The following is a 22,750-nucleotide window of genomic DNA, read 5'->3' on the forward strand; positions in this document are numbered from 1 at the left end:
GACACGCCTTCCTCGTCCGATCATCGGCCGACCGATCCGATGCTGCCCGCGACCCCACCGCAGACCGCGGCACCTGCGGACGACGTCGCAGCGACCTTCGGCAGGCCCGACGGAGTGGAAGGCTCTTTCGCTCCCGGGGGAGCACCCGTCGATCGCCCGCAGCCGCACATCGCGCCGCCGGACCCGGTCCTGGCGGAGGCCTTCAGCCGCCCGGCGGGCGAGTCCGACACCCTGCAGCGCGATCCGTACGCCGTTCCCGAACCCGAAGACGTCCCGGAACCGGATCCGTGGCGGAGCGCTGACAGCACGGCGAGCCTGGCGTCGCCCGCCGTCGCCGCCGCGCCCGTCAACGGGCCGACGACCTTCGGACCCAAACTCGGCATCCGCGAGGTGCTGTTCGGCGGTCGCGTGCACTGGTGGGCGCTCGCCACCCTCGGCGTCCTGACTCTCCTCGTCGGCATGTTCGGCGGTCTCGTGGGGCGGTGGACGGCGGAGGTCGTGACCCCGCTGCACTCGAACTCGGTCAAGCTCGACGGGTCGGCCCCCGACACCGACGAATCGCGCGGTGCGGTCGCGCGGGTGGTGAAGGCCGCCCAGAAGTCGGTCGTCACGGTGGAGGTCCGCACGGCGGTCGACGGCGGGTCCGGCTCCGGCTTCATCGTCGACAAGGCCGGCTACATCGTCACGAACAACCACGTGATCTCGAAGGCCGCCAACGACTCCAAGGCCAAGCTCGAAGTGGTCTTCTTCGACCGGCAGCGCGTTCCCGCCCGCATCGTCGGCCGCGACATCCGCACCGACCTCGCCGTCCTCAAGGTCGACGACGTCGCCGACCTGACCGTCGCGAAGCTCGGCGACTCCGACAAGGTGCAGATCGGCGAGGAGGTGATCGCCTTCGGATCGCCGCTCGGCTTCGACAAGACGGTCACCAGCGGCATCGTCAGCGCGGTCGGCCGCGCCGTTCCGCTGCGCCCCGATGCCGACTCCGACACCGACGCCGTCATCAACGCCATCCAGACCGACGCCGCGATCAACCCCGGAAACTCGGGCGGTCCGCTGCTCAACGACGACGCGCAGGTCATCGGCGTCAACACCGCGGGTGCGATGACCGGTGGCGGGTCCATCGGCCTCGGCTTCGCGATCCCGATCAGTGAGGCCATCCCGATCGCCAACACTTTGATCAAGACCGGCAAGGTCAATCACCCGACGATCGGGATCAGCGCCAGCACGGTCCGCAACGATCGGATCTTCGGCGCTCAGGTGCGCGACGTCGCCGACGGCAGTGCCGCGGCGCGTGCGGGACTGCGCGAGGGCGACGTGATCACGAAGTTCGACGGCAAGCACATCGAGGGCGCCGACGAGTTGACCGTCGCCGTCCGGACGTCGAAAATCGATGAGGCGGTGAAGTTCACCTACTGGCGCGACGGCCGGTATTTCGATGGTGAGATCACCCCGGTCAGCGACTAGCCGACCGCGTCAGCTCGGGTGTGAAGAAGGCGAAGAACCATGTTCAGCAGTGTCGGATGGGGTGAGATCCTCATCCTCTTGGCGGCCGCCCTCATCATTCTGGGACCGGAACGCCTCCCGGGCGCCGTCTCGTGGGTGATGGGCACCATCCGCAAGGTTCGCGACTACGCCACCGACGCCACGTCCAACCTTGAGAACGAGATCGGCGCCGACTTCGACGACATCCGCAAGCCGCTGAGCCAACTCAACGAACTCCGGCAGATGACGCCGAAGGCCATCGTCACCAAACATCTTTTCGACGGCGACTCGTCCTCGATCGACGACATGGGGAAGTCGGTCCGCGAGACCCTGGACATCAGCCGGACCCATCGCAGTGTCTCGGCACCGACGAACGACACTCCCAAGCCGACGTCCGCTCCCGCCGCCGCACCGCAGGCACCGCGTCACGATGTGACGGACTGGGACGCTACGTAGTGGAGCCGAGTTCACCTGGTCTCGACGGACGCCAGACGCCTATGGCCTCTGACGTCCGCTCGACCTGTCGCTCCGCTCCATCAGTGCTTCGTCGGATCCAGACTGAGGCTCATGCCCGCCAGGCCGCGGCGACGGACCGCGAGCTTGTCGGCGATGGCGCGCAGGGCCGAGCCGGAGGCCGACTCGGGATCGGACAGCACGACCGGCGTGCCGGCGTCTCCACCCTCGCGGAGCGCCTGTTCCAGCGGCACCTGGCCGAGGAGTTCAACGGTCGAACCGACCGCGCGGGTCAGTCGCTCGGCCACCTTGGCGCCGCCGCCGGAGCCGAAGGGTTCGATGCGCGAACCGTCGGGCAGTTCCATCCACGACATGTTCTCGACCACGCCGAGGATGCGCTGGCGGGTCTGCAGGGCGATGGCGCCCGCGCGTTCGGCGACCTCGGCGGCCGCCTGCTGCGGCGTGGTGACGACCAGGATCTCGGCGCCGGGGATCAGCTGCGCGACGGAGATCGCGACGTCGCCGGTGCCGGGCGGGAGGTCGAGGAGGAGGACGTCCAGATCGCCCCAGAAGACGTCGGCCAGGAACTGCTGCAGTGCGCGGTGCAGCATGGGGCCGCGCCAGGTGACGGGGGTGTTGCCGTCGGTGAACTGGCCGATCGAGATGAAGCGGACGCCGTGGCTCTGCGGCGGCATGATCATCGACTCGACTTGCGTCGGCTTCTGATCGCTGCCGAGCATGCGGGGCACGCTGTGGCCGTAGATGTCGGCGTCGAGCACGCCGACGGTGAGGCCGCGGTCGGCGAGAGCGGCTGCCAGGTTGACGGTCACGCTCGACTTGCCGACGCCGCCCTTGCCGGAGGCGATGGCGTACACGCGAGTCAGGTTCCCGGGCTTGGAGAACGGGATCTCCGGCTCCGGCCGGTCGCCGCGCAGCTTCTTGCGCAGTTCGGTGCGCTGCTCGTCGCTCATGACGTCGAGCTCCACCCGGACCGTGCCGACTCCGGGGACGTCCGCGACGGCGCTCTCGACGTTCTGCGAGATCTTCGTCTTCAACGGACAACCGGCCGTGGTCAGAAAGATCCCGACATCGACGGTGCCGTCGTCGCCGACGGCGACGGATTTCACCATTCCGAGTTCGGTGATCGGACGGCCGATCTCCGGATCCATCACCTTGCTCAGTGCGGACCGGACGGTGGATTCAGTGGGGGTGGCTGGGCTGGTCACGCCTCCACCATAGCCCCGCTGAGACGGCTGCGGCTGTTCGCCTCAGCGGTGGGGGACGGGCTTCGACGCTGACGGCTTTGCCGGAGCCTTCGGCTTCGGCTTCTGCTGGGGCGCAGGGGCGGGAACGAGGCCCGGCGGGAGGCAGATCGGACCGAGGCAGTTCGGCTTCGGCTTGGGCTTGCTCGTGCTGGGAGAGGTCGACGATTCCGGCGTCGACGGCTTGGTCGACTCGCCGGGCTTCTTCTTGTCGTCCTTCTTGGGCTTCTTGTTCTTGTCCTTGTCGGACGGTGCCGCGGACATCTCCGGGATGGGCGTCGTCGGCATCACGCCGGCGGCGTAGGCCGCGGCCCACGCGAGGACGTTGTTCGCGTACGGCACCGACCGGTTGTAACGCAGGACGTTGTTGACGCGGTTCGGTGCGGCCATGATGTCGGTGACCCCGGCGCACAGGTATCGGCCCGCGGAGTAGGTCGCGTCGAAGATGTTGTCGGGATCGGCCTTGCCGTCGCCGTTGGCGTCGGAGCCCCAGGCGGCCCAGGTGCTCGGGATGAACTGCATCGGACCCATGGCGCGGGCGTACCCGTTGCCGTGCTTGATGACCTCGTTGCCCGCGAGGCTGCCGTCGAGCACGGGGCCGCGGATGGCGCTGCGGCTGTTGCCGTAGGCGTCCACGTTTCCGTTGCCCGCGTGACCGGACTCGATGCGGCCGATGCCGGCCAGGAGGAACCACGGCAGCTTGCACTGCGGCGTCTCGGCGGCGACGCGGGTGGCGGCCAGCTTGTACGCCTTGAGGACGATGCCGGGGATCCCGAGCGGGCCGGAGGGCAGGTTGGCGGCCAGGCGGAACTGTGCGGGGCCGTCACTGATCGACGGATCGGACGGATCCGCGGGGGGAGCGAAGCCGACGAGAGTCGCGGTGCCCGCGGGCACGGTCATCGCGGTCTTGCTCGCGGCCAGTTCGGCGCGGTCGCCTGCGAGGTCGACGCTGGAGACGGAGGCCGGGGCCATCGACAGATCTGCGGGTGAGGCGGGGGTGACGCTGGAGACGGTGCCGCCGAGGACGACAGCGCCGATGGCGGCGGTTGCGGTGCCGACGGCCAGGCCACGGCGCGACAGGTGCACACGGTTCGGGCGGTCACGCCACAAAGTCATCCCCATACAGCTTTCTCTGTTCCGCTTACTCGTCCTCGACACGGGATCACCGCGTGTCGCTGACGTCGAATCAGAGGGAAGTCTGCAATCATCCCCCCGTCCGACTGTGAGCAAGCATACATGCGATGGTTTCTGCGGTCATGTCGGATCGGAATCTTCGGCCTTCGCCAGTCTCTCGGTGATGCGGTCGGTGATGCGATCGGCGAGCTCGTCGACCAGATCGTCGAGCTCGTGCCGCATGTAGTCGCGGGTCACGGTGTCGCCCACCGCGAGTCGGACCGCGGCGAGTTCGCGCGCCAGGAACTCGGTGTCGTCCTTCGTCTGCGCGGCTCGGGCCCGGTCCTCCTCGAGGGACACGCGGTCGCGGTTCTCCTGACGGTTCTGCGCCAGCAGGATCAGCGGGGCGGCGTAGGCGGCCTGCGTCGAGAACGCGAGGTTCAACAGGATGAACGGGTACGGGTCCCATTCGAAGGCGAAGATCCCGATGTTGAGCGCGATCCACACGATCACGATGACGGTCTGGATCGCCAGATAGCGTCCGGTGCCGAGGAAGCGGGCGATGCGCTCGCTGTACACGCCGACGACGTCGGAGTCGAGGTTGAAGCTGATCCGGGTGCGATGGGTGCTGGGCGTGTCGAGGTGGCGGCCGACAGGGCTCATCGATCGGTGCCTTCCAGGTCGGTCTCACGCCAGTCGCGCGGGAGCATTGCGTCGAGGAGATCGTCGACCACCACGGCGCCCAGCAGGTGGCCGTCGTCGTCGATGACCGGTGCCGACACCAGGTTGTACGTGGCGAAGAACCGGGCCATCTTATCGAGCGTGTCGCCCGGCAGCAGTCGGGGAATCTCCTTGTCGAGGATGCCGCCGACGAGGTTGGCCGGCGGCTCGCGGAGCAGGGCCTGGGTGTGCACCGCGCCCAGGAACTTGCCCGTCGGTGTGTTGGTGGGAGGTCGGACCACGAACACCATGCTGGCCGCTGCCGAGTTGATGTCGGGGTCGCGGACCCGCGCCAGCGCTTCGGAGACCGTCGCATTGGCGGTCAGGATCAACGGTTCCGGTGTCATCACGCCGCCCGCGGTGTCGGGGGAGTGCAGGAGCAGTCGACGCACCGACTCGACGTCCTCGGGATCCATCCGGGCCAGGAACGCCTCGGCCTCGGCCTGCGGCAGTTCGCCCATCAGGTCGGCCACGTCGTCCGGGTCCATCGCCTCCAGGACGTCGGCGGCCCGGTCGGGTTCCACGCTGCCGAGGATGGCGCTCTGGTCGTCGGTCGGCATCTCCTGGAGGACGTCGGCCAGGCGTTCGTTGTCGAACGCCGAGGCGATCTCGTTGCGGCGCTTGTTCGGCAGTTCGCGGAGCGCGTGCGCGACGTCGGCCGGGCGCATGTCCTCGAACTGGGCGAGGGCCATCTCCACGCCCTGTCCCGGTCGAGACAGTTCCAGGGTGCTGATGCCGTGCACGTGGCGCCACTGGACGACGATCGTCTCGCCGCGTCGTCGCAACCCCTTGCGGAGCGTGCGGAGCGCGACGCGGTTTACCATCCAGTCGCGGGTGCGGGTCTGTTCGATGGCGAGGTCGACCACGGTCAAGTCCTCGCCCGCGAGTTCGGGGTAGTCCGGATCGTCGACCCGCGCACGCGTGTCCAGCACCTGACCGACGGCCAGGGCCTCGTTCGGCCGCAGGCGGAGCCGTCGAAGATTGACGTGACCGGTCGTCAGAGTGACCGCGTCGGGCTCGATGCTGGTCACCCGCAGCATCGGCACGAAGATGCGGCGGCGCGTCGTCAACTCGACGGCGAGGCCGAGGACGCGGGGCTGTTTTCCGGGCATGTGCATCGACACGACGACGTCGCGGACGCGGCCGATCGATTCGCCATCGGGGCCGAGCACGGCGAGGCCGACTAGTCTGGCCACAAAGACCTTGAGGGCGGGCGTCATGCGTCAAGCCTAGAGTCATCCCAACCCTGGAGCCGAAATGACGAATCCGATGCGACAGACCCCGGGCCTCCCGACGCCGCCCAAGGGATGGCCGGTGGGCTCCTACGACACCTACGCGCAGGCGCAACGAGCTGTGGATTACCTGTCGGACAACGAGTTCGCCGTCGAGAACCTGACGATCGTCGGCGTCGACCTGATGCAGGTGGAGCGCGTCCTCGGTCGGCTCACCTGGAGCAAGGTGATCGTCGGCGGCCTCGGATCGGGTGCGTGGTTGGGCGCCTTCTTCGGCCTGCTGATGACGTTGGTCGCCGGATCCACCTGGACGCCCATTCTCATCGGCGTCGGCGCAGGCATGGTCTTCGGTCTCATCAGCGCCGCGGTCCCGTACGCGGCGACCCGGGGGCAGCGCGACTTCACCTCGACGATGCAGCTGGTGGCCGGCCGATACGACGTCCTGTGCGACCCGCGTGCAGCGGAGAAGGCACGAGACATGTTGGCGCGCCTGGCGATCTAGCTCCTCGGCCCGGACGGAGGGCCTTCACCTCGTCGAAATGTCACCGATTGGACACGACTCACCCGAGTCTTCCGATCGTGTGCGCTGTGTCACCCACCGGTGGGATAACGTATGGCCCACATCAGTTTTCACAGCTGTTTCTTAGACGAGGGTCGAAGGTAGGAGGCTGGCAGCGAGATGAGCAAGGGCTATTCCGCGCCGGAGGGACATTCAGGCGCATCACCCGGCCGCACCCGGCGCAAGCTGGTCACCCGCTTGGCGGCGACGGCGGCGGCCGCGGCAGCAGCCGCTCCGCTTCTCGCGGGTTGTTCCACCGGTTTCGAGCAGGGCGTCATCAACGTCTACGCCGCCGCCGACGGTTTCGATTTCGTGAAGCAGCAGGCGGCCACCTGCACCGAGGAGTCCGGGGGCAAGTACCGGATCCAGGCCAACGTCCTGCCGAAGGGCGCCGACGACCAGCGGCTCCAGTTGGCGCGTCGCCTGGCGGGCAACGATCACACGATGGACCTGATGGCGATGGATGTCGTGTGGACGGCCGAGTTCGCCAATGCGGGCTGGGTGGTTCCCGTGCCCGACGACCTCGCCGCCGAGGTGGAGAAGACCAACCTCGCGGGGCCGCGCGAGACCGCGATGTGGAAGGGCCCGGGCGATTCCGAGAAGCGCCTGTACGCACTGCCGCTGTGGACCAACACCCAATTGCTCTGGTACCGGCCGGACCTGATGAAGGACACCCTCGGCAGCAGCAAGCCGCCGAAGACCTGGGATCAGCTCCTCGAGGACACCCAGGCGATCGCCGACAAGGGCGGCCCCAGCCAGATCATGGTCCAGGCCAAGCAGTACGAGGGCCTCATGGTCTGGTTCAACTCGCTGCTCACCAGCGCGGGCGGCACCGTCCTCGACCCGAACGACCCGAGCAAGGTGACGCTCAACGACACCCCGGAGCATCGTGCCGCGACGGTGAAGGCGCTGCAGGTGATGCGGGCCGTCGCGACCGCTCCCGGCCGCGACCCGTCGATCACCCAGTCCGATGAGGGCACCGCTCGTCTCGGGATGGAGACCGGCAAGGCTGCGTTCGAACTGAACTGGCCGTTCGTCTGGGCGTCGGCCCGCACCAACGGGGCCACCGGCGACGTCGCCTTCCTCAAGGACATCCTGTCCCCGTACAAGGACCTGCTGACCAACGAGGACAACCCGCCGACCGACGCGCAGTTGGCGCCGATCAACAAGAAGATGCAGAAGCGCTTCAACTTCGCTGCGTACCCGGGCGTCTACCCGGACAAGCCCGCGCGGTCGGCCATCGGCGGCTTCAACCTGGCGGTCGCGTCGACGTCCAAGCAGCCCGCCCTCGCGTTCGAGGCGGGCAAGTGCCTGACCAGCGAGTCGGCGCAGAAGATGTACGCGGTCTCCGGCGGCACGCCGCCCACCATCGCGTCGATCTACGACGACAAGGAGTTCAAGCTCGCCTACCCGATGGGCGCGGAGATCCGGAAGGCGCTCGACGACGCGGGCGCCACCCGTCCGGCGTCGCCGCAGTACCAGGCGATCTCGACCCTGGTCACCGCCACGCTGTCGCCGGTCGACTCGTGGGATCCGGAGACGATGGTTGACAAGCTGGCCGAGCAGGTGCAGCGCGCCATCGACGGTGAGGGGATCATTCCGTGACCGACGAGCACAACGACGGCGGCGCGCCGGGTGACCCCGGCGGGTACGGATTGAGCCCGAACGGACCGGTCCCGGACAGCACGCCGGGCAAGCACGCCCGGCCCGAGGACGCCGACGGCACGTCCCCGTCCGGGACGCCGGTCTCCGACGGCGCACCCTCGGTCCACTCGGACGTGTGGGTGGCGCCGCCGTCACCGCCGGCTCCGGGGCCGGGGAGTGCGGTTCCGCCGAGTGCGGTTCCGCCCGCGCCGCCCCAGTCGGAGTCGCCCCAGTCAGAGCTGCCCCAGTCGGAGTCGCCCCAGCCGGGGTCACCCCGGTTCGGGGAGCCGCCCGCGTCACAACCCTTGCGACCGCAGTCCCCGGTCGCCCCGGCACCGGTGGCCGCCGCAGTCGGCGCGTCACCGGTCGGTCCCGGAACGAATGGAGGTTCGATGTCCGAGGTCCTCGACACCGGTCCCACTCCGGCGCTGGCGAATGCGCCGAAGCTGAAGACGACCGGCCGCAAATCGTCCGAACGCAAGCTCGCCTACTGGCTCGTCGCACCGGCCGCCATCGTCATGGCGCTGGTGACCGGGTATCCGATCATCTACGCCTTCTGGCTGTCGTTGAACAAGGCGACACTCACCGCGCCCGACGACCAGGAGTTCGTCGGCCTCTCGAACTACGTCACCGTCCTGTCCGACGGCTACTGGTGGTCGGCCTTCGGCGTCACCGTGTTCATCACCCTGGTCTCGGTGGTCATCGAGTTGGCGCTCGGCATGGCGATCGCCCTCGTGATGCACCGGACGCTGTTCGGCAGGGGCACGGTCCGCACCGTGGTCCTGATCCCGTACGGCATCGTCACCGTCGCGGCGGCCTTCTCCTGGTACTACGCCTGGACGCCCGGCACCGGCTACCTGGCGAATCTGCTGCCGGACGGCTCCGCGCCGCTCACCGAGCAGTGGCCGTCGCTGTTCATCATCATCTTGGCCGAGGTCTGGAAGACCACGCCGTTCATGGCGCTGCTGCTGCTGGCCGGCCTGGCACTGGTCCCGGACGAGCTCCTCAAGGCCGCGCAGCTCGACGGCGCGGGCGCCTGGACTCGACTGTTCCGGATCATCCTGCCGCTGATGAAGCCCGCGATCCTGGTCGCGCTGCTCTTCCGCACCCTGGACGCCTTCCGGATCTTCGACAACATCTACGTCCTGACGGCCGGCTCCAACGGCACCGGTTCGGTGTCGATGCTCGGCTACAACAACCTGTTCAAGGCGTTCAACCTGGGCGTCGGATCGGCGATCAGCATCTTGATCTTCCTGTGCGTGGCGATCATCGCCTTCGTGTTCATCAAGGGGTTCGGCACCGCCGCCCCCGGCTCCGACGACGAGGGGAGGTAGTCACCGATGGATACGACTATGCGACGCAAGGTCGGCTGGACCGTCGCCAACATCCTGGTGGTGCTCTACGCGGTGATTCCGCTCTGGTGGATCATCAGCCTGTCGTTCAAACCGACCGGCAGTGTCACCGACGGCAGCTTCATCCCGAAGCAGTGGACGCTCGACAACTACAAGGGCATCTTCGACACCAGCGCGTTCACGTCGGCTCTGATCAACTCGATCGGCATCGGCATCCTGACGACGATCATCGCCGTCGTCCTGGGCACCATGGCCGCCTATGCGATCGCCCGCCTGGAGTTCCGCGGCAAGAAGCTGCTCATCGGCGCCGCGCTGCTGATCGCGATGTTCCCGCAGATCTCGCTGGTCACGCCGCTGTTCAACATCGAGCGTCGCCTCGGCCTGTTCGACACGTGGCTCGGCCTGATCCTTCCGTACATCGCGTTCGCGCTGCCACTGGCGATCTACACGCTGTCGGCGTTCTTCCGCGAGATCCCGTGGGATCTGGAGAAGGCGGCCCAGATGGACGGTGCCAGCCCCGCGCAGGCCTTCCGCCGAGTGATCGTGCCGCTCGCCGCGCCGGGTGTCGTCACGGCGTCGATCCTGGTGTTCATCTTCGCCTGGAACGACCTGCTCTTGGCCCTGTCGCTGACCTCGACGGAGAACGCGATCACCGCCCCGGTGGCGATCTCGCAGTTCACCGGCAGCTCCCAGTTCGAGGAGCCGACCGGTGCCATCGCGGCCGCCGCCGTCGTGATCACCATTCCGATCATCATCTTCGTACTCTTCTTCCAACGACGTATCGTGGCCGGTCTGACCTCCGGCGCGGTGAAGGGATAACCCATGGCCGACATCGTTCTGGAGAACGTCTCCAAGCAGTACCCGGACGGCTCGACGGCCGTGCACGGGGTGAACCTGACCATCGCCGACGGCGAGTTCGTGATCCTCGTCGGCCCGTCGGGCTGCGGCAAGTCGACGACCCTCAACATGATCGCCGGACTCGAGGACATCACCTCGGGCGACCTCCGCATCGGCGGCACCCGGATGAACGAGACCGCTCCGAAGGACCGCGACATCGCGATGGTCTTCCAGAGCTACGCCCTGTACCCGCACATGTCGGTGCGGCAGAACATCGCGTTCCCGCTGACGCTCGCCAAGCTCGACAAGGCGGAGATCAACCGTCGCGTCGAAGAGGCCGCCACGATGCTCGACCTGACCGAGTACCTGGACCGCAAGCCCGCCAATCTGTCGGGTGGCCAGCGGCAGCGCGTCGCGATGGGCCGCGCCATCGTCCGCACTCCGAACGCCTTCCTGATGGACGAGCCGCTGTCGAACCTCGACGCCAAACTCCGCGTGCAGATGCGCACGGAGATCGCGGCGCTGCAGGCGCGACTGGGCACCACCACCGTCTACGTGACCCACGACCAGACCGAGGCCATGACCCTCGGCGACCGCGTCGTCGTCATGCGGGCCGGGTACGTCCAGCAGGTCGGAGCGCCGCAGGAACTCTACGACCACCCGGCCAACCTGTTCGTCGCCGGCTTCATCGGTTCGCCCGCCATGAACTTCCTGCCGGGTCGGCTCACCGCGACCGGCGCCGACACCCCGATCGGGCACATCACGTTCGCCGATCAGCAGGCCATCACCGGCCGGGCGCGGGAGGCGGGCTCCAACGGTGAGGTGCTGCTCGGCATCCGGCCGGAGCACCTCGTCGACGCAGCCCTGACCCACGAGGCGGAGCTCGCGCAGTTCCTGACCTTCCCCATCACCGTCGACCTGGTCGAGTCGATGGGCTCGGACAAGTACGTGTACTTCACCTGGAACACGCCGGACGCGGCGAGCGACGTGCTCACCAAGCTGGCCGAGGACCTGGGGTCGACGACCGCGGGCGGCCAGAAGGTCGCACGCCTGTCGCCGTACACGCAGGCCCGCCGCGGCGACAGCCTGACGCTGGCGCTGAACCCGGACCGGCTCCACGTGTTCGACACCGCGAGCGGCGTCAGCCTGCGCTGACGCCCGCCCGCGAATCGCACTCACCCCACCCGTGATTCACTGGTGGGGTGAGTTCGTCTTCGGGATCGGTCACCGATCGGGTCATCGCGCACGTGTCAGGGATCGTCGGATCGGAGCCGCAGAAGGCCTCGGTGACCTTCCTCGGCGTCGAACCGGTCGACGTCCTCCGCTTCGTCCGCGGCGACGAGGTGATCTTCGCGACCGTCGGCTGCTCCCGGCACCCCATGCATGACCCGACCGACCTCGTCGCCGACCCGGTCCGCGGGCCGCGCGCCGAGGTGACGATGACGATGCGCGCGACCACCGGGCTGCAGGGCCTGCACAAGTCGCTCGCGATGCTGGCCGCCGCGCCGGCCGTCGAAGGGCTGATCCTCGACGTCGACTCGCTCGTGGACCTGCAGCAGCCGCTCTGGGCGGGCGCCATCTGCTCGGCGTTCCTGCTCACCGCGGACGACCGCTTCGCCGACCTGCCGCTCGACGTCCCCGCGGACCCCGTCCGCTTCCTGCGCGCCGTTCCGATCACCGCGAACGAGGCGGCGTGGGTGCGGCTCAAGGGCGCCGACGAGCTCCGTGCCGCCTGGGCCGAGGCCGGCGTCGACGTGACAGACCCGACGCGCGCGGCGGTTACGCCGGGGTGAGCCGCCCAACTGTGTAGTTCTTTACCCGGAGCGGGTAAGGAACTACATACCGAACGTTCTCACAGTGCACGACGGCGACGAGCACGGCGTCGGAGCGCCCGTCCACCCGTGGTTCTGGAGTACGCGTCCTAGCTTCGATGCCGTCGAACAGGAGCGGATGTGGGCCTGGCCCCAGGCGAGTCGCACTGTGTGCAGTGCGGCGAACGCAGCTGCGTCCAAGTCCCGCTCCAGGTCCCTGTCGCGCGACGTCGCGTCGTCGTGGAACTCGAGACCGTCCAGTTCGACGACGACTCCGAACTCCTCGTACTTCACGTCGCGGAAGCCGCGACGACCGACCTCGGTCGGTGCCTGTCGCACGCCGCGGGGGAGACCGTGCGCTCGTTCGACGTGCGTGAGGTACGTGTGTTCGAGCGCCGAGCAGGCGCCGTCGCGGACGTCGATCAGGACTTTCGTGAGGAAGGCGCGGCGCCTCATCCGCAGGCGGTTCGCCATCGCTGTGAGCAGGCGATCAGCTGTGGTCAGCCGCGCCTGAACCGCGTCCGCGAGGCAGGCGACGGCGCGCAGATCGTTCGGGCGATGTCGAGAAGGGCCTCTTCGAGGCGGATGCGGGGAGGCCGCATGTTGTCGTGGATCAGGCCGGGTGACAACGCACGATGGTGAACGACGACGCCTGGCCGACGTGACACGCGTCGACCGGCCGCAACGGTGATGTGGATCGCCTCGTCGTCGTGGCCCGAGCAGTCCCTGCGTTCGGCAGCACGCAGCGCCGAACTGTGACTCAGGACGGCGGGCGCCGCGTCGAGCACTGCGCACCACGCGCGCTGCAGCCAGGTCGGTTCGCCGGTATGCGTGAGATAGACCCCTGGATACACCGGCACCCACAGGCCGGATCGCAAGCGCTGGCGGACGAATGCGGAATCGAGTCCGCATTCGAAGACCTGTTGTCGCGTGATGACGCCGGACTGATCCTTGATGAGCTGTGCCAGGAGCGCTAATGCGATGTCGATGTCCCCCATGGGTCGAGTGTCATCGAACGAATCGGACTTCGCGGACCGGTTCGCGCTCGTGTGGACGACTAAAAAAGTTGTTCACATGTAGTTTGTTACCCGCTCCGGGTAACGAACTACATGCTAAGCGCCTTCAGGGCGCTCAGCCGTGCGCCAGCACGATGTCGAAGCGAGTGCGGGACCACGGCTGATCGCCGAGGTAGCGGCCGTCGGGCGTCGGCGTTCCTGTCGCCTGCGGGTCGAACGAGGCGATCAGCGAGTCCTTGACGCCGAAGGCGCTGTCGCCGATCTCCAGCTGGGGATCGCCGTCGACGAAGATGTGCGTCACGAGGGTCCGCAGGCCCGGGGCCGACACCATGAAGTGGAGGTGGGCGGCGCGGACCGGGGAGCGGCCGGTGGCGGCGAGCATCTTTCCGACGGGACCGTCGTGCGGGATCGGGTATGGCGTCGGCTGCAGGCCCCAGAAGCGGTAGCCGCCGTTCTCGTCGGTGAACAGGTGCGCGCGCGGCGACGCGGTCGTCGCCGTACTCCGGTGCGCCCTCGACGAAGAACGGGCCGAAGACCGTCGACAACGAGGCGGCGTGGGTGCGGCTCAAGGGCGCCGACGAGCTCCGCGCCGCCTGGGCCGGGGCCGGCGTCGACGTGACAGACCCGACGCGCGCGGCGGTCACGCCGGGGTGAGCAGCCCAACTGTGTAGTTCTTTACCCGGAGCGGGTAAGGAACTACACACCAACGGCATTCACGGCACAAGTCGGCGACGTGCACGGGTGCGGTTCTCCGCGCCATCCATGATTCTGCAGGACCCGCCCCAGCTTCGATGCCGTCGAACAGGAGCGGATGTGGGCCTGGCCCCAGGCGAGTCGCACTGTGTGCAGTGCGGCGAACGCAGCGGCGTCCAAGTCTGGGACGAGTGTCATCGAAGGACTCGGACTTTGCGGACCGGTTCTCGCCCGTGTGGACGACTCGAAAAGTTGTCCACATGCTAGGGAGCAAGACGCTGAAGCGCTACAGCCAGTGGTACTTGTGGAACGTCCGCCACAGGGTGAAGCACACCGTGAACAGGGCGATCAGCAGGATCGGATAGCTGAACTGCCAGTGGAGCTCGGGCATGACGTCGAAGTTCATGCCGTAGATGCCCGCGGCGGCGGTGGGGACGGCGGCGATGCCGGCCCACGCCGAGATCTTCCGCATGTCGGTGTTCATCTGCGTGCTGACCTTGGTGGCCGCGGCGTCGAGCAGTGAACTCAGCCGCTCCTCGTACTCACCGACCATCTCATTGACCAGCGTGAGGTGGTCGGCGACGTCGCGGAAGTGCCTGCGGATCTCCTTGCTGTTGGGCGTCAGAGCGGCCGATTCCGCCGTCACCTTGTTCCCGGACAGCAGGCTCAGCGGTGTGCCGAGCGGATACACGGCGCGGCGCAGCTGCAGGACCTCGCGTTTGAAGAGGTAGACGACGTCGATGTCGAGATCCCGCGACGACGCCGCGAAGATCCGTTCCTCCAGCTCGTCGACGTCGGACTCCATCTCCTGCACCACCGCGACGTAGGAGTCGACGACGCGGTCGGCGACGGCGTGCACGACCGTCGCGGGCCCCAGCTTCAGGTGCTCGGGTGTGCTCTCGAGGCGCTGCCGGACGCCGGCGAGGTGGGTGTGGTCGCCGTGGCGGACGGTGATGATGAAGTCGCGACCGGCGAGGACCATGATCTCGCCGGTCTCGACGATGTCGTTGGCGACCTCGTCGTCGTCGTGATCGATGTACTTGACGGTCCGCAGCACCAGGAACAGGGTGTCGTCGTACAGTTCCAGCTTGGGCCGCTGGTGCGCGTGAACGGCGTCCTCGACCATCAGCGTGTGCAGGCCGAAGGCCTCGGCGACGTCGCCCATCTGGCGTTCGTCGGGCTGATGCAGACCCAACCAGACGAAGCCGCTGCCGGTGGCGCGAACGAAGGCGAGCGCCTTGCGGAAGTCGAGGCCGGTCGGCTGGCGGACGCCGTCGACGTACACCGCGCAGTCGACGACGGCGCGCGCCACCGGAACCGGCGGGGGAGCGACGGTCGCCTGCTTTCCCGATCCGCGGTTTCCCGGCTGCAGCATTCTCGGCATGGACGGCACAGGTCGACCTTATCGGTCGGGTAGCCGCGCTGCTTACACTCAGTGCGTGTATTTCGACATTGCTGTGTTCACGACGACAGCGATCACGTTGATCGTCATCATGGACCCGCCCGGCCAGATCCCGGTGTTCCTGTCCCTGGTCGGGAAGCGCTCACCGGAGTACCGCCGGAAGGCCGCGTGGCAGGCGCCGCTGGTCTCGCTCTTCGTGATCAGCATCTTCGCGATCGGCGGCCGGGCGATCCTGGCGTACCTGCACATCGGCATTCCTGCACTGCAGGGAGCGGGCGGTCTGCTGCTCCTGCTCGTCGCGCTGCAACTGCTGATGGGGACCTCGGGGCAGAAGCAGGAGGCCGACGAGGACGTCAACGTCGCGCTGGTCCCGCTGGGCACCCCGTTGCTCGCCGGGCCCGGTGCGATCGCCGCGGTGATCGTCGCAGTCAGCCAGGTGCACGGGGAGATCGGCGGATACCTCGCCATCGCCGCCGGGATCCTGGTGGCCCACATCGTCGTGACGTTGGCCCTGTTGTTCTCCACCAACATCATCAACGTGCTCAAGGTCTCGGGCATCACGCTGCTGGCCAAGATCGCCGGTCTGCTGCTCGCGGCGATCGCCGTCGAGCTGATCGCGACGTCGGTGATCGGCTTCGCGGCCACCGCGTGACCACTCGACTACCGTTGACGCCGATGCCCTTCCGATCCATGTCCTCGCACCGTCCGGTCCGCCGCGGCGCCGCACTGCTCGCGACCGTCGGCCTCGCCGCGACCCTGCTGACCGCCTGCGGATCCGACGCTGCCGACCCGTTCCGCGTCGGTAGCGACGGCAGTGCGACGATGCGGGTCGCAGCCGCGGTGTACGCCGGAGCCCTCCAGCGCACGGGCGTGCGGATCGAGGTGCAGCCGAAGCCGGAGGGCGACCGTCGCCTGCTCGACGAGACCGCGCAGGGCGACCTCGACCTCTTCCCGGCGTTCACCGGCGAGCTGCTGACGACATTGACGCCGAAGCCGGAGGCGACGTCGGCCGCAGACGTCGAGGACGCCGTCAACCGGGCGCTCCCGCAGGACGTGACGATCGGCGATCCGGCCGCGGTCGACAATCGTCGACAGCTGGTCCTGTCGCAGCGGCTCGTCGACGAACGGCACGTCACCGACCTCGCCGGATGCGGCGCGCTGCCGCCCGGCATGCCCCTGGTCACCACCGGAACCCTGACCGACGACGACAGAACCGCGTTCGCCGCGTGCCGGGTGGGACCGGTGACGGAGGGACTGACGGCGGCAGAGGTGGTGCGACGCGTCGCCTCGGGGACGCAGCTCGGAACCCTCACCGGCCTCGAAGCCGCGACGGCGCTGGCTGGACACGACGACGTCACCGCAGTGCGGTCCGCGGACACCGGACCGAGGTCGCAGGACCTGGTGCCCGTGTTCCGTGCCGGGCGCGTGGGGAAGTCGCAGATGAAAGCGCTCAGCAGAGTGGCCGGCGAGCTCACGACCGCCGATCTCGCCGCGATGGCGCAGAAGGTCGACGGCGGCGCCGATCCGACCGCCGTCGCGAACGAGTGGCTCAGCACCAGCGGCGGTTAGGCCGTGTTGGATGAGTCGCAGAGACACGCGTGCCGTGTCCCGCGCCCCCCGAATCGGGGCACGGAACACGGCACGGAGCGGTGCGGCGGGTGCTACTTGGTCTTCGAGAACGCCCAGCCGGCGAGGCGGGCGCTGATGCTCTGGTAGCCCGAGGCGACGAGGCGGACGCTCAGGTCCAGCACCTTGGCGTCGAGGCCCACCAGTACGCGGGCGCGGTCGCGTTCCACGGCCTTGATGATGATGTCGGCGGCCTTCTCCGAGCTGGTGTTCGCCAGGTACTTGTCGAACAGCTCGGCGCTCTTGGCCTGATCGTGGTCACCGGAGGTGGTGGCGTTGCGGGCGATCGCGGTCTTGATGCCGCCCGGATGCACGCAGGTCACCTTGACCGGGTGCTTCGCGATGATCATCTCCTGGTTCAGCGCCTCCGTGAAGCCGCGGACCGCGAACTTGGCCGAGTTGTACGCCGCCTGCCCCGGCTCGGCGAGGAGGCCGAACAGCGACGAGGTGTTGACGACGTGGCCGTCGCCCGACGCGATCAGGTACGGCAGGAACGCCTTGGTTCCGTTGACGACGCCCCAGTAGTCGATGTCCATGACACGCTCGATGTCCTTGAACTCCATCGTCTCGACCTCGCCGTGGTGCGCGATGCCCGCGTTGTTGAAGATCGCGTTGACGGTGCCGAAGTGCTCGGCGACGGTGTCGGCGTACTCGAGCACGGCCTCGCGCTCGGCGACGTTCAGCAGCTGGCTGTGGACCTGGGCGCCGGTCGCGGCGACGAGGCGCTCGGTCTCGGCGAGGCCGTCGGGGTTCACATCGGAGATGGCGATCTTCGCGCCGCGCTTGCCGAGTTTGATGGCCAGGTCGCGACCCATGCCGGAACCGGCGCCGGTGATGACGATGACCTTGTTGTTGAAGTCCTTCATGTCTTATCTCCTGGAGTGTTCGGGTGGTGCAGTGGTGAGGATCAGGCGTCAGCGGCGGCGGGCTCGTCGGCCTCGTCGGCCGGGGCGACGAACTCGTCGGCCGTCTTCACGTCGTACGCGGCGACGTCGAACGACCGTGTCTGGTTGCGGAAGTTGAAGGTGAAGCCGGGCCACAGGACGGTGATGTTGCCGTGCTCGTCCTTGTACCACGAGGCGCAGCCGCCGTTGACCCACACGCTCTTTTTGAGGTTGTCCTGAAGGCTGCGGTTGAACGCGTCCTGCACCGACTTCTTGACGTCGACGCGGACGATGCCGCGCGACCGGGTCTTGCGGACGTAGTCGACGAGGTAGTTCAGCTGGGACTCGATCATGTAGACCATGGAGGTGTGGCCGAGGCCGGTCGACGGGCCGATGAGCAGCATCAGGTTCGGGAAGCCGTGGATGAACGAGCCCTTGTAGGCCTGCATGCCGTCGACCGCCCAGACCTCCGACAGGCTCTTGCCGCCGACGCCGACGATCGTGTCGAAGACGGGGGAGTCGGTGACGTGGAAACCAGTGGCGATGACGATGACGTCGACGTCGCGCTCGGTGCCGTCCTTGGTGACGATGCCGGTCTCGGTCACGCGGGCGATGCCGTCGGTCACCAGTTCCACGTTGTCCTGGTCGAGGGTCGGGTACCACTCGTTGGACTTCAGGATGCGCTTGCAGCCCACCGCGAACTTCGGGGTGACGGCCTCGCGCAGCTTCGGATCACGGATGCCCTTGAAGATGTTGCCGCGCGAGAGGATCTCGACCGGCTTGAGCGCCTTCGGGGCGTAGGTCATGCCTGCGGCGACGATCTCGTTGAACGAGTAGATGCCGCCGCGGATCGCCGACTGGAAACCGGGGATGTTCTTGAACGCCCAGTTCTCCAGGCCCAGGTAGGGGCGCTCGTTGCGGGGGATGATCCACGGAGCGGTGCGCTGGTAGACGTCCATGTGGCCGACGACCCTGCCGAGCTGCGGGACCACCTGGATGGCGGAGGCGCCGGTGCCGATCACCGCGACGCGCTTGCCCGCGAAGTCGTAGCCCTCATCCCAGCGGGCGGTGTGGACCATCTTGCCCTGGAAGCCCTCGATGCCCTCGATGTCGGGGAGGTTGGGCTCGCAGAGCGGGCCGACGCCGCCGACCAGGGTGCGTGCGGTCAGGCTGTGCGCCTCGCCGTCGCGGGTGTAGTCGATCTCCCAGCGGCCGAGGTCCTCGTTCCACTCGGCGTGGGTGACGTCGGAGCCGAACAGCGACTTCTCGCCGATGCCGTGCTCGTCGGCCACCTTGTTGATGTACCGGTGGATCTCCGGCTGGTGCGAGTACGAGCGCGACCACTCGGGGTTCATGGCGAACGAGTAGGAGTACAGGTGCGAGGGGACGTCGCACGCGGCGCCCGGGTACACGTTGTCGCGCCAGGTGCCGCCGAAGTCCTGCCCGCGGTCGAGGAGCACGTAGTCCTCGACGCCTTCCTGCGTGAGCTTGATGGCGGCGCCGAGGCCGGAGAAGCCCGCTCCGATGATCGCGATCTCTACATCATGCGTTGTCATGGTGACAACGATAAGAGTCTGTTGACCGAGAGTCAATAGCTAATTGAACTTTGGTCAATAAGGCCCTACGGTGGTGACATGACCACGACGAGAACCCGCATGAGTCCGGCAGCACGACGTCGACAGCTCATCGACCTCGGCGTCGACATGGCCCGTACCGTGCCGTTGGAGTCGGTGACCATGGAGGCGGTGGCCGAAGCCGCGGGGGTGTCGAAGGGGCTCATCTTCCACTACTTCGAGTCGAAGGCCGACTTCCACCTGTGCGTCATCACGGAGCAGGCGCAGGAGATGCTGGATCGGACCGAGCCGCAGGAGGAGCTGGGGGATCCGATTGCGATGCTCACCGCGTCGATGGCCGCCTACGTCGATTACGTTGCGGACAACGGTCGCGGCTTCGTCGGCGTCATCCGCGGTGCCGCGAGTGCCGACGACGCCATCCGCGAGGTCGCCGACAGGACCCGCGCGCAGATGACCGAACGGATCCTGTCGCGAGCGGATCGGATCGGCATCGAGCGCACGCCGGCCATCGAGATGGGCGTCGCCGGGTGGATCGCCTTCGTCGAGGAGTTGCTGGTGCGGTGGCTCGACGAGCCGGTCATCACAAGGGACCAACTGGTCGACATCTTCGTCACGGCCCTGCCTGCGCTCGCCGGCGTCGTCGGCATGGTCACCGCGGGGGAGTAGGGCGCCGCGAACTCATTCGCCACAGTGCGGCCCGCGCGTGACGACTGTCGGTTGCCGTCCACCGAATCGATGAGTGATCCAGTTCATCTGTGACCGACGGTACTTGCATCGGTTCAGATGAATCTGTCGCGGCGACAACCGCCAGGTAGCAATTTCACCTGGCATTTCGTCGAACTGTTACAAACGTGGATAAAAGTTTTGTATCCGCCTCATCGTTTCACTGATGGGGAGAGATGTTCTTCCCCTTCCGCTCCCTTTAGCGTCGTCTTCCGTAATCCACAAGGGTCCAACGGAAGGGGAGCCGACGTGCTGACAGTCCTCGTCCCGGCGCACAAGGGCGGCCACGTCCATGGGAGTGACGCGCAGCCGCAGATCATCGAGATGCTGGACTCGCTTGCGGCCCAGACGGTGGTTCCGGACCGCATCGTCGTCCTGATCAACAACTGCACCGACGACACCCCGGAACTCGCTGCGGCGGCCGGAGCTGAAGTCCTTCATGTACCCCCGAATCCGCACAAGAAGGCCGGTGCGCTGAACTGGTGGCTCGACGAGAACCTCGCGGTGCTCGAAACCACCGACCAGATCCTGGTGATGGACGCCGACACGATCCTGGAACCGGAGTTCGTCGAGAACGCGCGCAAGCGGATCGACTCGGGCTACCACGCGGTCGGCGGCGTCTTCCTCGGCAAGGAGGGCGGTGGCTTCGTCGGCATGCTGCAGCGCAATGAGTACGCGAGATACGCCCGGGACATCGAACGGCGCAACGGGCGATCACTGGTTCTCACCGGGACCGCGACCGTCTTCACCATCCGGGCGCTCAGGCACGTCGTCGCCGGTCGGGAATCGGGGCTGATCCCGAACTCGGCGGCGAGCGGTGAGCGGGCCCAGGTCTACGACACCAAGGCGCTGACCGAAGACAACGAACTGACCTTCGCGCTGCTCCACCTCGGGTACAAGATCATCGCGCCCGTCGAGTGCGGCCTCACGACCGAGGTCATGGAGACCTGGGGCGACCTGGCCAAGCAGCGCGAACGGTGGAAGCGCGGCGCCATCGAGAACAACCGCCACTACGGCCTCACCCGATACACCCTCAACTACTGGCGTCTCCAGCTCTGGGGCCAGATCGGCATCTTCGTCACGATCGCCTACCTCGCCACGCTCGTGTGGGCCGTCGCGAGCCTGTCGATCACGGTCTTCTGGGTGTGGATCCTCGTCACGGCCGTCTACGCCGTCGAACGATTCGTCACCGTCGTCGGGCGTCGCGGCCTACGGCAGGGTCTGATCGGGTTCCTCATCGTCGTCGAGATGCCGTACGACATCTTCCTCCAAGGCGTTCAACTTAAAGCCATCGCAGCATCGGCGCTGCACACCCGCGCGTCCTGGTGACGCGCTCCGCACTACACAAGTCAGGAGTCTTGACCATGGCAATCGCCTCCCCAGTCAGCGCAGTCGGACCGCTCGCCCAGACCGGAGTCGGCGCGACCGCATCCATCGGCGCGCTCGCCACGACGGTCGACGGATGGACCGCCGCCGCCCTCGGCGCCGTCTTCATCCTGCTCGCCGCATTCACTCTCTTCGGCGCGGCCGGTGCGCTCGCACGCACCCTGCCGATGCCGGGATTCCGGTATCGGACTCCGAAGCTCCTCGCACCGTCCGACGACGAGTATCTGGCGCTCGTCGGAGGTGCGTGATGGCCGACGACGGACCGTGCTACCGAGCCCGGCGGCTGCCGCTCGGCGTGCTGACGACCGTGGCGGTCGTCGCGTTGATCGCCGGGCTGGCCGGTGCCCTCATGGCCATCGGCGGGTCGCCGCGTGCAGACGGTTCGGAGGTCGAGCCCGCTGTGGCGACGGCGGCCGCGGACCGAGCCTCCGCGCCGGTGCGGATCAAGGTGGGTCCGCAGGACGGCGTCCGTGCGATGGACGCTCCCGTCTCGGTGATGCCGTCGGCGTGCACCGACGTCATCGAGCCTCCGTACGACTCCCGAGTCGGCGACGTGTTCTGGTGCTCGGACTACGCCGCGCTCGGCAGCGGAGGTGACCGGCCGACGGTGCTCGCCGGTCACGCGGGCGCCTCGATCGATACTGTCTTCAACGATCTGTACCCGCGCGGTGACGCCTTCGTCGGTCAGACCGTCCGCTTCGAGACCGCGGGCGCCGGCGAGCGCGCTTATCGTGTGACCGCCGTGTACACGCCGGCGAAGGCGGACCTCCCGTATCTGACGCAGGTGTGGGGGACGCCGGGACAGCAGCTGGGCGGTCGCGTCGTCCTCGTCACCTGCCTGCAGACCCCGGACGGGGCGTGGGGCAAGAACTACGTCGCGGTGCTCAGCCCCGCCTGACCGGACGCCCGAACCGAAGCCGGCCGCGGCGACCTCGACGACGAAAAGAAGGCCCGCCCCATCGGAATCCGATGGGGCGG

The 22,750-nt window shown here is 67.7% G+C and carries 23 protein-coding genes and 2 pseudogenes; 15 read left to right on the plus strand and 10 right to left on the minus strand.

The annotated features are described in order from the left end of the window. The first annotated feature begins 39 nt into the window (after positions 1 to 39). A complete protein-coding gene (locus ACH46_RS06905; RefSeq protein ID WP_062395089.1) occupies positions 40 to 1,467 on the plus strand; it encodes a S1C family serine protease in 1,428 nt (475 codons plus the stop codon). A 39-nt stretch (positions 1,468 to 1,506) separates the two neighbouring features. Continuing rightward, positions 1,507 to 1,941: a Sec-independent protein translocase protein TatB gene (tatB, locus tag ACH46_RS06910; RefSeq protein ID WP_062392265.1), complete on the plus strand. Its 435-nt coding sequence runs from the start codon at positions 1,507 to 1,509 to the stop codon at positions 1,939 to 1,941. Positions 1,942 to 2,021: 80 nt separating this feature from the next. On the opposite strand, the gene ACH46_RS06915 is transcribed toward tatB, so the two are convergent. The 4 genes from ACH46_RS06915 to ACH46_RS06930 form a co-directional block, all read right to left on the minus strand. After that, complete coding sequence (locus ACH46_RS06915; protein ID WP_062392266.1) at positions 2,022 to 3,164, minus strand: Mrp/NBP35 family ATP-binding protein; 1,143 nt, start codon at positions 3,162 to 3,164, stop codon at positions 2,022 to 2,024. 42 nt (positions 3,165 to 3,206) lie between these two features. After that, positions 3,207 to 4,316 (minus strand): lytic transglycosylase domain-containing protein, encoded by a 1,110-nt coding sequence (locus tag ACH46_RS06920; RefSeq protein WP_062395091.1) that lies wholly within the window; start codon positions 4,314 to 4,316, stop codon positions 3,207 to 3,209. Positions 4,317 to 4,454: 138 nt separating this feature from the next. Further along, entirely contained in the window at positions 4,455 to 4,976 is a 522-nt protein-coding gene (locus ACH46_RS06925) for a DUF1003 domain-containing protein (protein WP_062392267.1), read from the minus strand. Next, on the minus strand, positions 4,973 to 6,253 hold the full coding sequence (locus ACH46_RS06930; protein WP_062392268.1) for a magnesium transporter MgtE N-terminal domain-containing protein: 1,281 nt from the start codon (positions 6,251 to 6,253) through the stop codon (positions 4,973 to 4,975). Before ACH46_RS06930 ends, ACH46_RS06925 begins: the two co-directional genes overlap by 4 nt. Positions 6,254 to 6,290: 37 nt before the next feature. Here ACH46_RS06930 and ACH46_RS06935 point away from each other — a divergent pair, with 37 nt between their 5' ends. From ACH46_RS06935 to ACH46_RS06960, 6 genes are all read left to right on the plus strand, one after another. Next, complete coding sequence (locus ACH46_RS06935; RefSeq protein ID WP_062392269.1) at positions 6,291 to 6,767, plus strand: YflT domain-containing protein; 477 nt, start codon at positions 6,291 to 6,293, stop codon at positions 6,765 to 6,767. 177 nt (positions 6,768 to 6,944) lie between these two features. Next, positions 6,945 to 8,429 (plus strand): ABC transporter substrate-binding protein, encoded by a 1,485-nt coding sequence (locus ACH46_RS06940; protein ID WP_062392270.1) that lies wholly within the window; start codon positions 6,945 to 6,947, stop codon positions 8,427 to 8,429. Between the two features lie 50 nt (positions 8,430 to 8,479). Then, the gene (locus ACH46_RS06945) at positions 8,480 to 9,802 is read left to right on the plus strand and encodes a carbohydrate ABC transporter permease (protein WP_417935295.1); all 1,323 of its coding nucleotides are present in this window, start codon (positions 8,480 to 8,482) and stop codon (positions 9,800 to 9,802) included. A 6-nt stretch (positions 9,803 to 9,808) separates the two neighbouring features. Next, the gene (locus tag ACH46_RS06950) at positions 9,809 to 10,639 is read left to right on the plus strand and encodes a carbohydrate ABC transporter permease (RefSeq protein WP_062392271.1); all 831 of its coding nucleotides are present in this window, start codon (positions 9,809 to 9,811) and stop codon (positions 10,637 to 10,639) included. 3 nt (positions 10,640 to 10,642) lie between these two features. Beyond that, complete coding sequence (locus ACH46_RS06955; RefSeq protein WP_062392272.1) at positions 10,643 to 11,812, plus strand: ABC transporter ATP-binding protein; 1,170 nt, start codon at positions 10,643 to 10,645, stop codon at positions 11,810 to 11,812. A 47-nt stretch (positions 11,813 to 11,859) separates the two neighbouring features. Beyond that, the gene (locus tag ACH46_RS06960) at positions 11,860 to 12,450 is read left to right on the plus strand and encodes a suppressor of fused domain protein (RefSeq protein WP_062392273.1); all 591 of its coding nucleotides are present in this window, start codon (positions 11,860 to 11,862) and stop codon (positions 12,448 to 12,450) included. A gap of 42 nt (positions 12,451 to 12,492) precedes the next feature. Here ACH46_RS06960 and ACH46_RS21845 read toward each other — a convergent pair whose 3' ends face one another. From ACH46_RS21845 to ACH46_RS20765, 3 genes and pseudogenes are all read right to left on the minus strand, one after another. Then, positions 12,493 to 12,942, minus strand: coding sequence for a hypothetical protein (locus ACH46_RS21845; protein ID WP_335334161.1), 450 nt, complete (start codon positions 12,940 to 12,942; stop codon positions 12,493 to 12,495). Positions 12,943 to 12,968: 26 nt separating this feature from the next. Continuing rightward, positions 12,969 to 13,466 (minus strand): type IV toxin-antitoxin system AbiEi family antitoxin domain-containing protein, encoded by a 498-nt coding sequence (locus ACH46_RS21850; RefSeq protein WP_335334162.1) that lies wholly within the window; start codon positions 13,464 to 13,466, stop codon positions 12,969 to 12,971. A 133-nt stretch (positions 13,467 to 13,599) separates the two neighbouring features. Continuing rightward, positions 13,600 to 13,987, minus strand: a pseudogene (locus tag ACH46_RS20765) (dioxygenase family protein); the annotation flags it as partial. Between the two features lie 40 nt (positions 13,988 to 14,027). Between ACH46_RS20765 and ACH46_RS21580 the strand changes: the two are divergent. Next, positions 14,028 to 14,138: pseudogene (locus tag ACH46_RS21580) on the plus strand (suppressor of fused domain protein); the annotation flags it as partial. 325 nt (positions 14,139 to 14,463) lie between these two features. On the opposite strand, the gene ACH46_RS06975 reads toward ACH46_RS21580, so the two are convergent. Continuing rightward, complete coding sequence (locus ACH46_RS06975) at positions 14,464 to 15,552, minus strand: magnesium and cobalt transport protein CorA (RefSeq protein WP_226995790.1); 1,089 nt, start codon at positions 15,550 to 15,552, stop codon at positions 14,464 to 14,466. 64 nt (positions 15,553 to 15,616) lie between these two features. On the opposite strand from ACH46_RS06975, the gene ACH46_RS06980 reads away from it, so the two are divergent. Both ACH46_RS06980 and ACH46_RS06985 read left to right on the plus strand, forming a co-directional pair. Then, positions 15,617 to 16,231, plus strand: a complete 615-nt coding sequence (locus tag ACH46_RS06980; protein WP_062392275.1) for a MarC family protein — start codon at positions 15,617 to 15,619, stop codon at positions 16,229 to 16,231. Positions 16,232 to 16,254: 23 nt separating this feature from the next. Next, entirely contained in the window at positions 16,255 to 17,148 is an 894-nt protein-coding gene (locus ACH46_RS06985; RefSeq protein WP_226995791.1) for a glycine betaine ABC transporter substrate-binding protein, read from the plus strand. 92 nt (positions 17,149 to 17,240) lie between these two features. On the opposite strand, the gene ACH46_RS06990 is transcribed toward ACH46_RS06985, so the two are convergent. Then, positions 17,241 to 18,071: an SDR family NAD(P)-dependent oxidoreductase gene (locus ACH46_RS06990; RefSeq protein WP_062392276.1), complete on the minus strand. Its 831-nt coding sequence runs from the start codon at positions 18,069 to 18,071 to the stop codon at positions 17,241 to 17,243. 41 nt (positions 18,072 to 18,112) lie between these two features. Next, positions 18,113 to 19,645, minus strand: coding sequence for a flavin-containing monooxygenase (locus ACH46_RS06995; protein ID WP_062392277.1), 1,533 nt, complete (start codon positions 19,643 to 19,645; stop codon positions 18,113 to 18,115). A 78-nt stretch (positions 19,646 to 19,723) separates the two neighbouring features. Here ACH46_RS06995 and ACH46_RS07000 point away from each other — a divergent pair, with 78 nt between their 5' ends. The 4 genes from ACH46_RS07000 (at position 19,724) to ACH46_RS07015 (ending at position 22,670) form a co-directional block, all read left to right on the plus strand. Further along, positions 19,724 to 20,329, plus strand: a complete 606-nt coding sequence (locus ACH46_RS07000) for a TetR/AcrR family transcriptional regulator (RefSeq protein ID WP_062392278.1) — start codon at positions 19,724 to 19,726, stop codon at positions 20,327 to 20,329. A 306-nt stretch (positions 20,330 to 20,635) separates the two neighbouring features. Further along, positions 20,636 to 21,715, plus strand: coding sequence for a glycosyltransferase family 2 protein (locus tag ACH46_RS07005; protein WP_062392279.1), 1,080 nt, complete (start codon positions 20,636 to 20,638; stop codon positions 21,713 to 21,715). Positions 21,716 to 21,750: 35 nt separating this feature from the next. Continuing rightward, positions 21,751 to 22,020 (plus strand): hypothetical protein, encoded by a 270-nt coding sequence (locus ACH46_RS21255; RefSeq protein ID WP_062392280.1) that lies wholly within the window; start codon positions 21,751 to 21,753, stop codon positions 22,018 to 22,020. After that, positions 22,020 to 22,670: a class F sortase gene (locus tag ACH46_RS07015; protein ID WP_062392281.1), complete on the plus strand. Its 651-nt coding sequence runs from the start codon at positions 22,020 to 22,022 to the stop codon at positions 22,668 to 22,670. The genes ACH46_RS21255 and ACH46_RS07015 overlap by 1 nt, the downstream gene beginning before the upstream one ends. Positions 22,671 to 22,750 lie beyond the last annotated feature (80 nt).

Source organism: Gordonia phthalatica (assembly GCF_001305675.1).
Taxonomy (GTDB): Bacteria; Actinomycetota; Actinomycetes; order Mycobacteriales; family Mycobacteriaceae; genus Gordonia; species Gordonia phthalatica.

Excerpts from the sequence above, each read along its gene's own strand:
- ACH46_RS06950 (WP_062392271.1), top strand. The coding sequence starts at position 9,809 with ATGGATACGACTATGCGACGCAAGGTCGGCTGGACCGTCGCCAACATC.
- ACH46_RS06920 (WP_062395091.1), bottom strand. The coding sequence starts at position 4,316 with ATGACTTTGTGGCGTGACCGCCCGAACCGTGTGCACCTGTCGCGCCGT.
- ACH46_RS06985 (WP_226995791.1), top strand. The coding sequence starts at position 16,255 with ATGCCCTTCCGATCCATGTCCTCGCACCGTCCGGTCCGCCGCGGCGCC.
- ACH46_RS06905 (WP_062395089.1), top strand. The coding sequence starts at position 40 with ATGCTGCCCGCGACCCCACCGCAGACCGCGGCACCTGCGGACGACGTC.
- ACH46_RS06955 (WP_062392272.1), top strand. The coding sequence starts at position 10,643 with ATGGCCGACATCGTTCTGGAGAACGTCTCCAAGCAGTACCCGGACGGC.
- ACH46_RS06975 (WP_226995790.1), bottom strand. The coding sequence starts at position 15,552 with ATGCTGCAGCCGGGAAACCGCGGATCGGGAAAGCAGGCGACCGTCGCT.
- ACH46_RS21845 (WP_335334161.1), bottom strand. The coding sequence starts at position 12,942 with ATGGCGAACCGCCTGCGGATGAGGCGCCGCGCCTTCCTCACGAAAGTC.
- ACH46_RS06935 (WP_062392269.1), top strand. The coding sequence starts at position 6,291 with ATGACGAATCCGATGCGACAGACCCCGGGCCTCCCGACGCCGCCCAAG.
- ACH46_RS21255 (WP_062392280.1), top strand. The coding sequence starts at position 21,751 with ATGGCAATCGCCTCCCCAGTCAGCGCAGTCGGACCGCTCGCCCAGACC.
- ACH46_RS21850 (WP_335334162.1), bottom strand. The coding sequence starts at position 13,466 with ATGGGGGACATCGACATCGCATTAGCGCTCCTGGCACAGCTCATCAAG.
- ACH46_RS07015 (WP_062392281.1), top strand. The coding sequence starts at position 22,020 with ATGGCCGACGACGGACCGTGCTACCGAGCCCGGCGGCTGCCGCTCGGC.
- ACH46_RS06990 (WP_062392276.1), bottom strand. The coding sequence starts at position 18,071 with ATGAAGGACTTCAACAACAAGGTCATCGTCATCACCGGCGCCGGTTCC.
- ACH46_RS06925 (WP_062392267.1), bottom strand. The coding sequence starts at position 4,976 with ATGAGCCCTGTCGGCCGCCACCTCGACACGCCCAGCACCCATCGCACC.
- ACH46_RS06940 (WP_062392270.1), top strand. The coding sequence starts at position 6,945 with ATGAGCAAGGGCTATTCCGCGCCGGAGGGACATTCAGGCGCATCACCC.
- ACH46_RS07000 (WP_062392278.1), top strand. The coding sequence starts at position 19,724 with ATGACCACGACGAGAACCCGCATGAGTCCGGCAGCACGACGTCGACAG.
- ACH46_RS06930 (WP_062392268.1), bottom strand. The coding sequence starts at position 6,253 with ATGACGCCCGCCCTCAAGGTCTTTGTGGCCAGACTAGTCGGCCTCGCC.
- tatB (WP_062392265.1), top strand. The coding sequence starts at position 1,507 with ATGTTCAGCAGTGTCGGATGGGGTGAGATCCTCATCCTCTTGGCGGCC.
- ACH46_RS06995 (WP_062392277.1), bottom strand. The coding sequence starts at position 19,645 with ATGACAACGCATGATGTAGAGATCGCGATCATCGGAGCGGGCTTCTCC.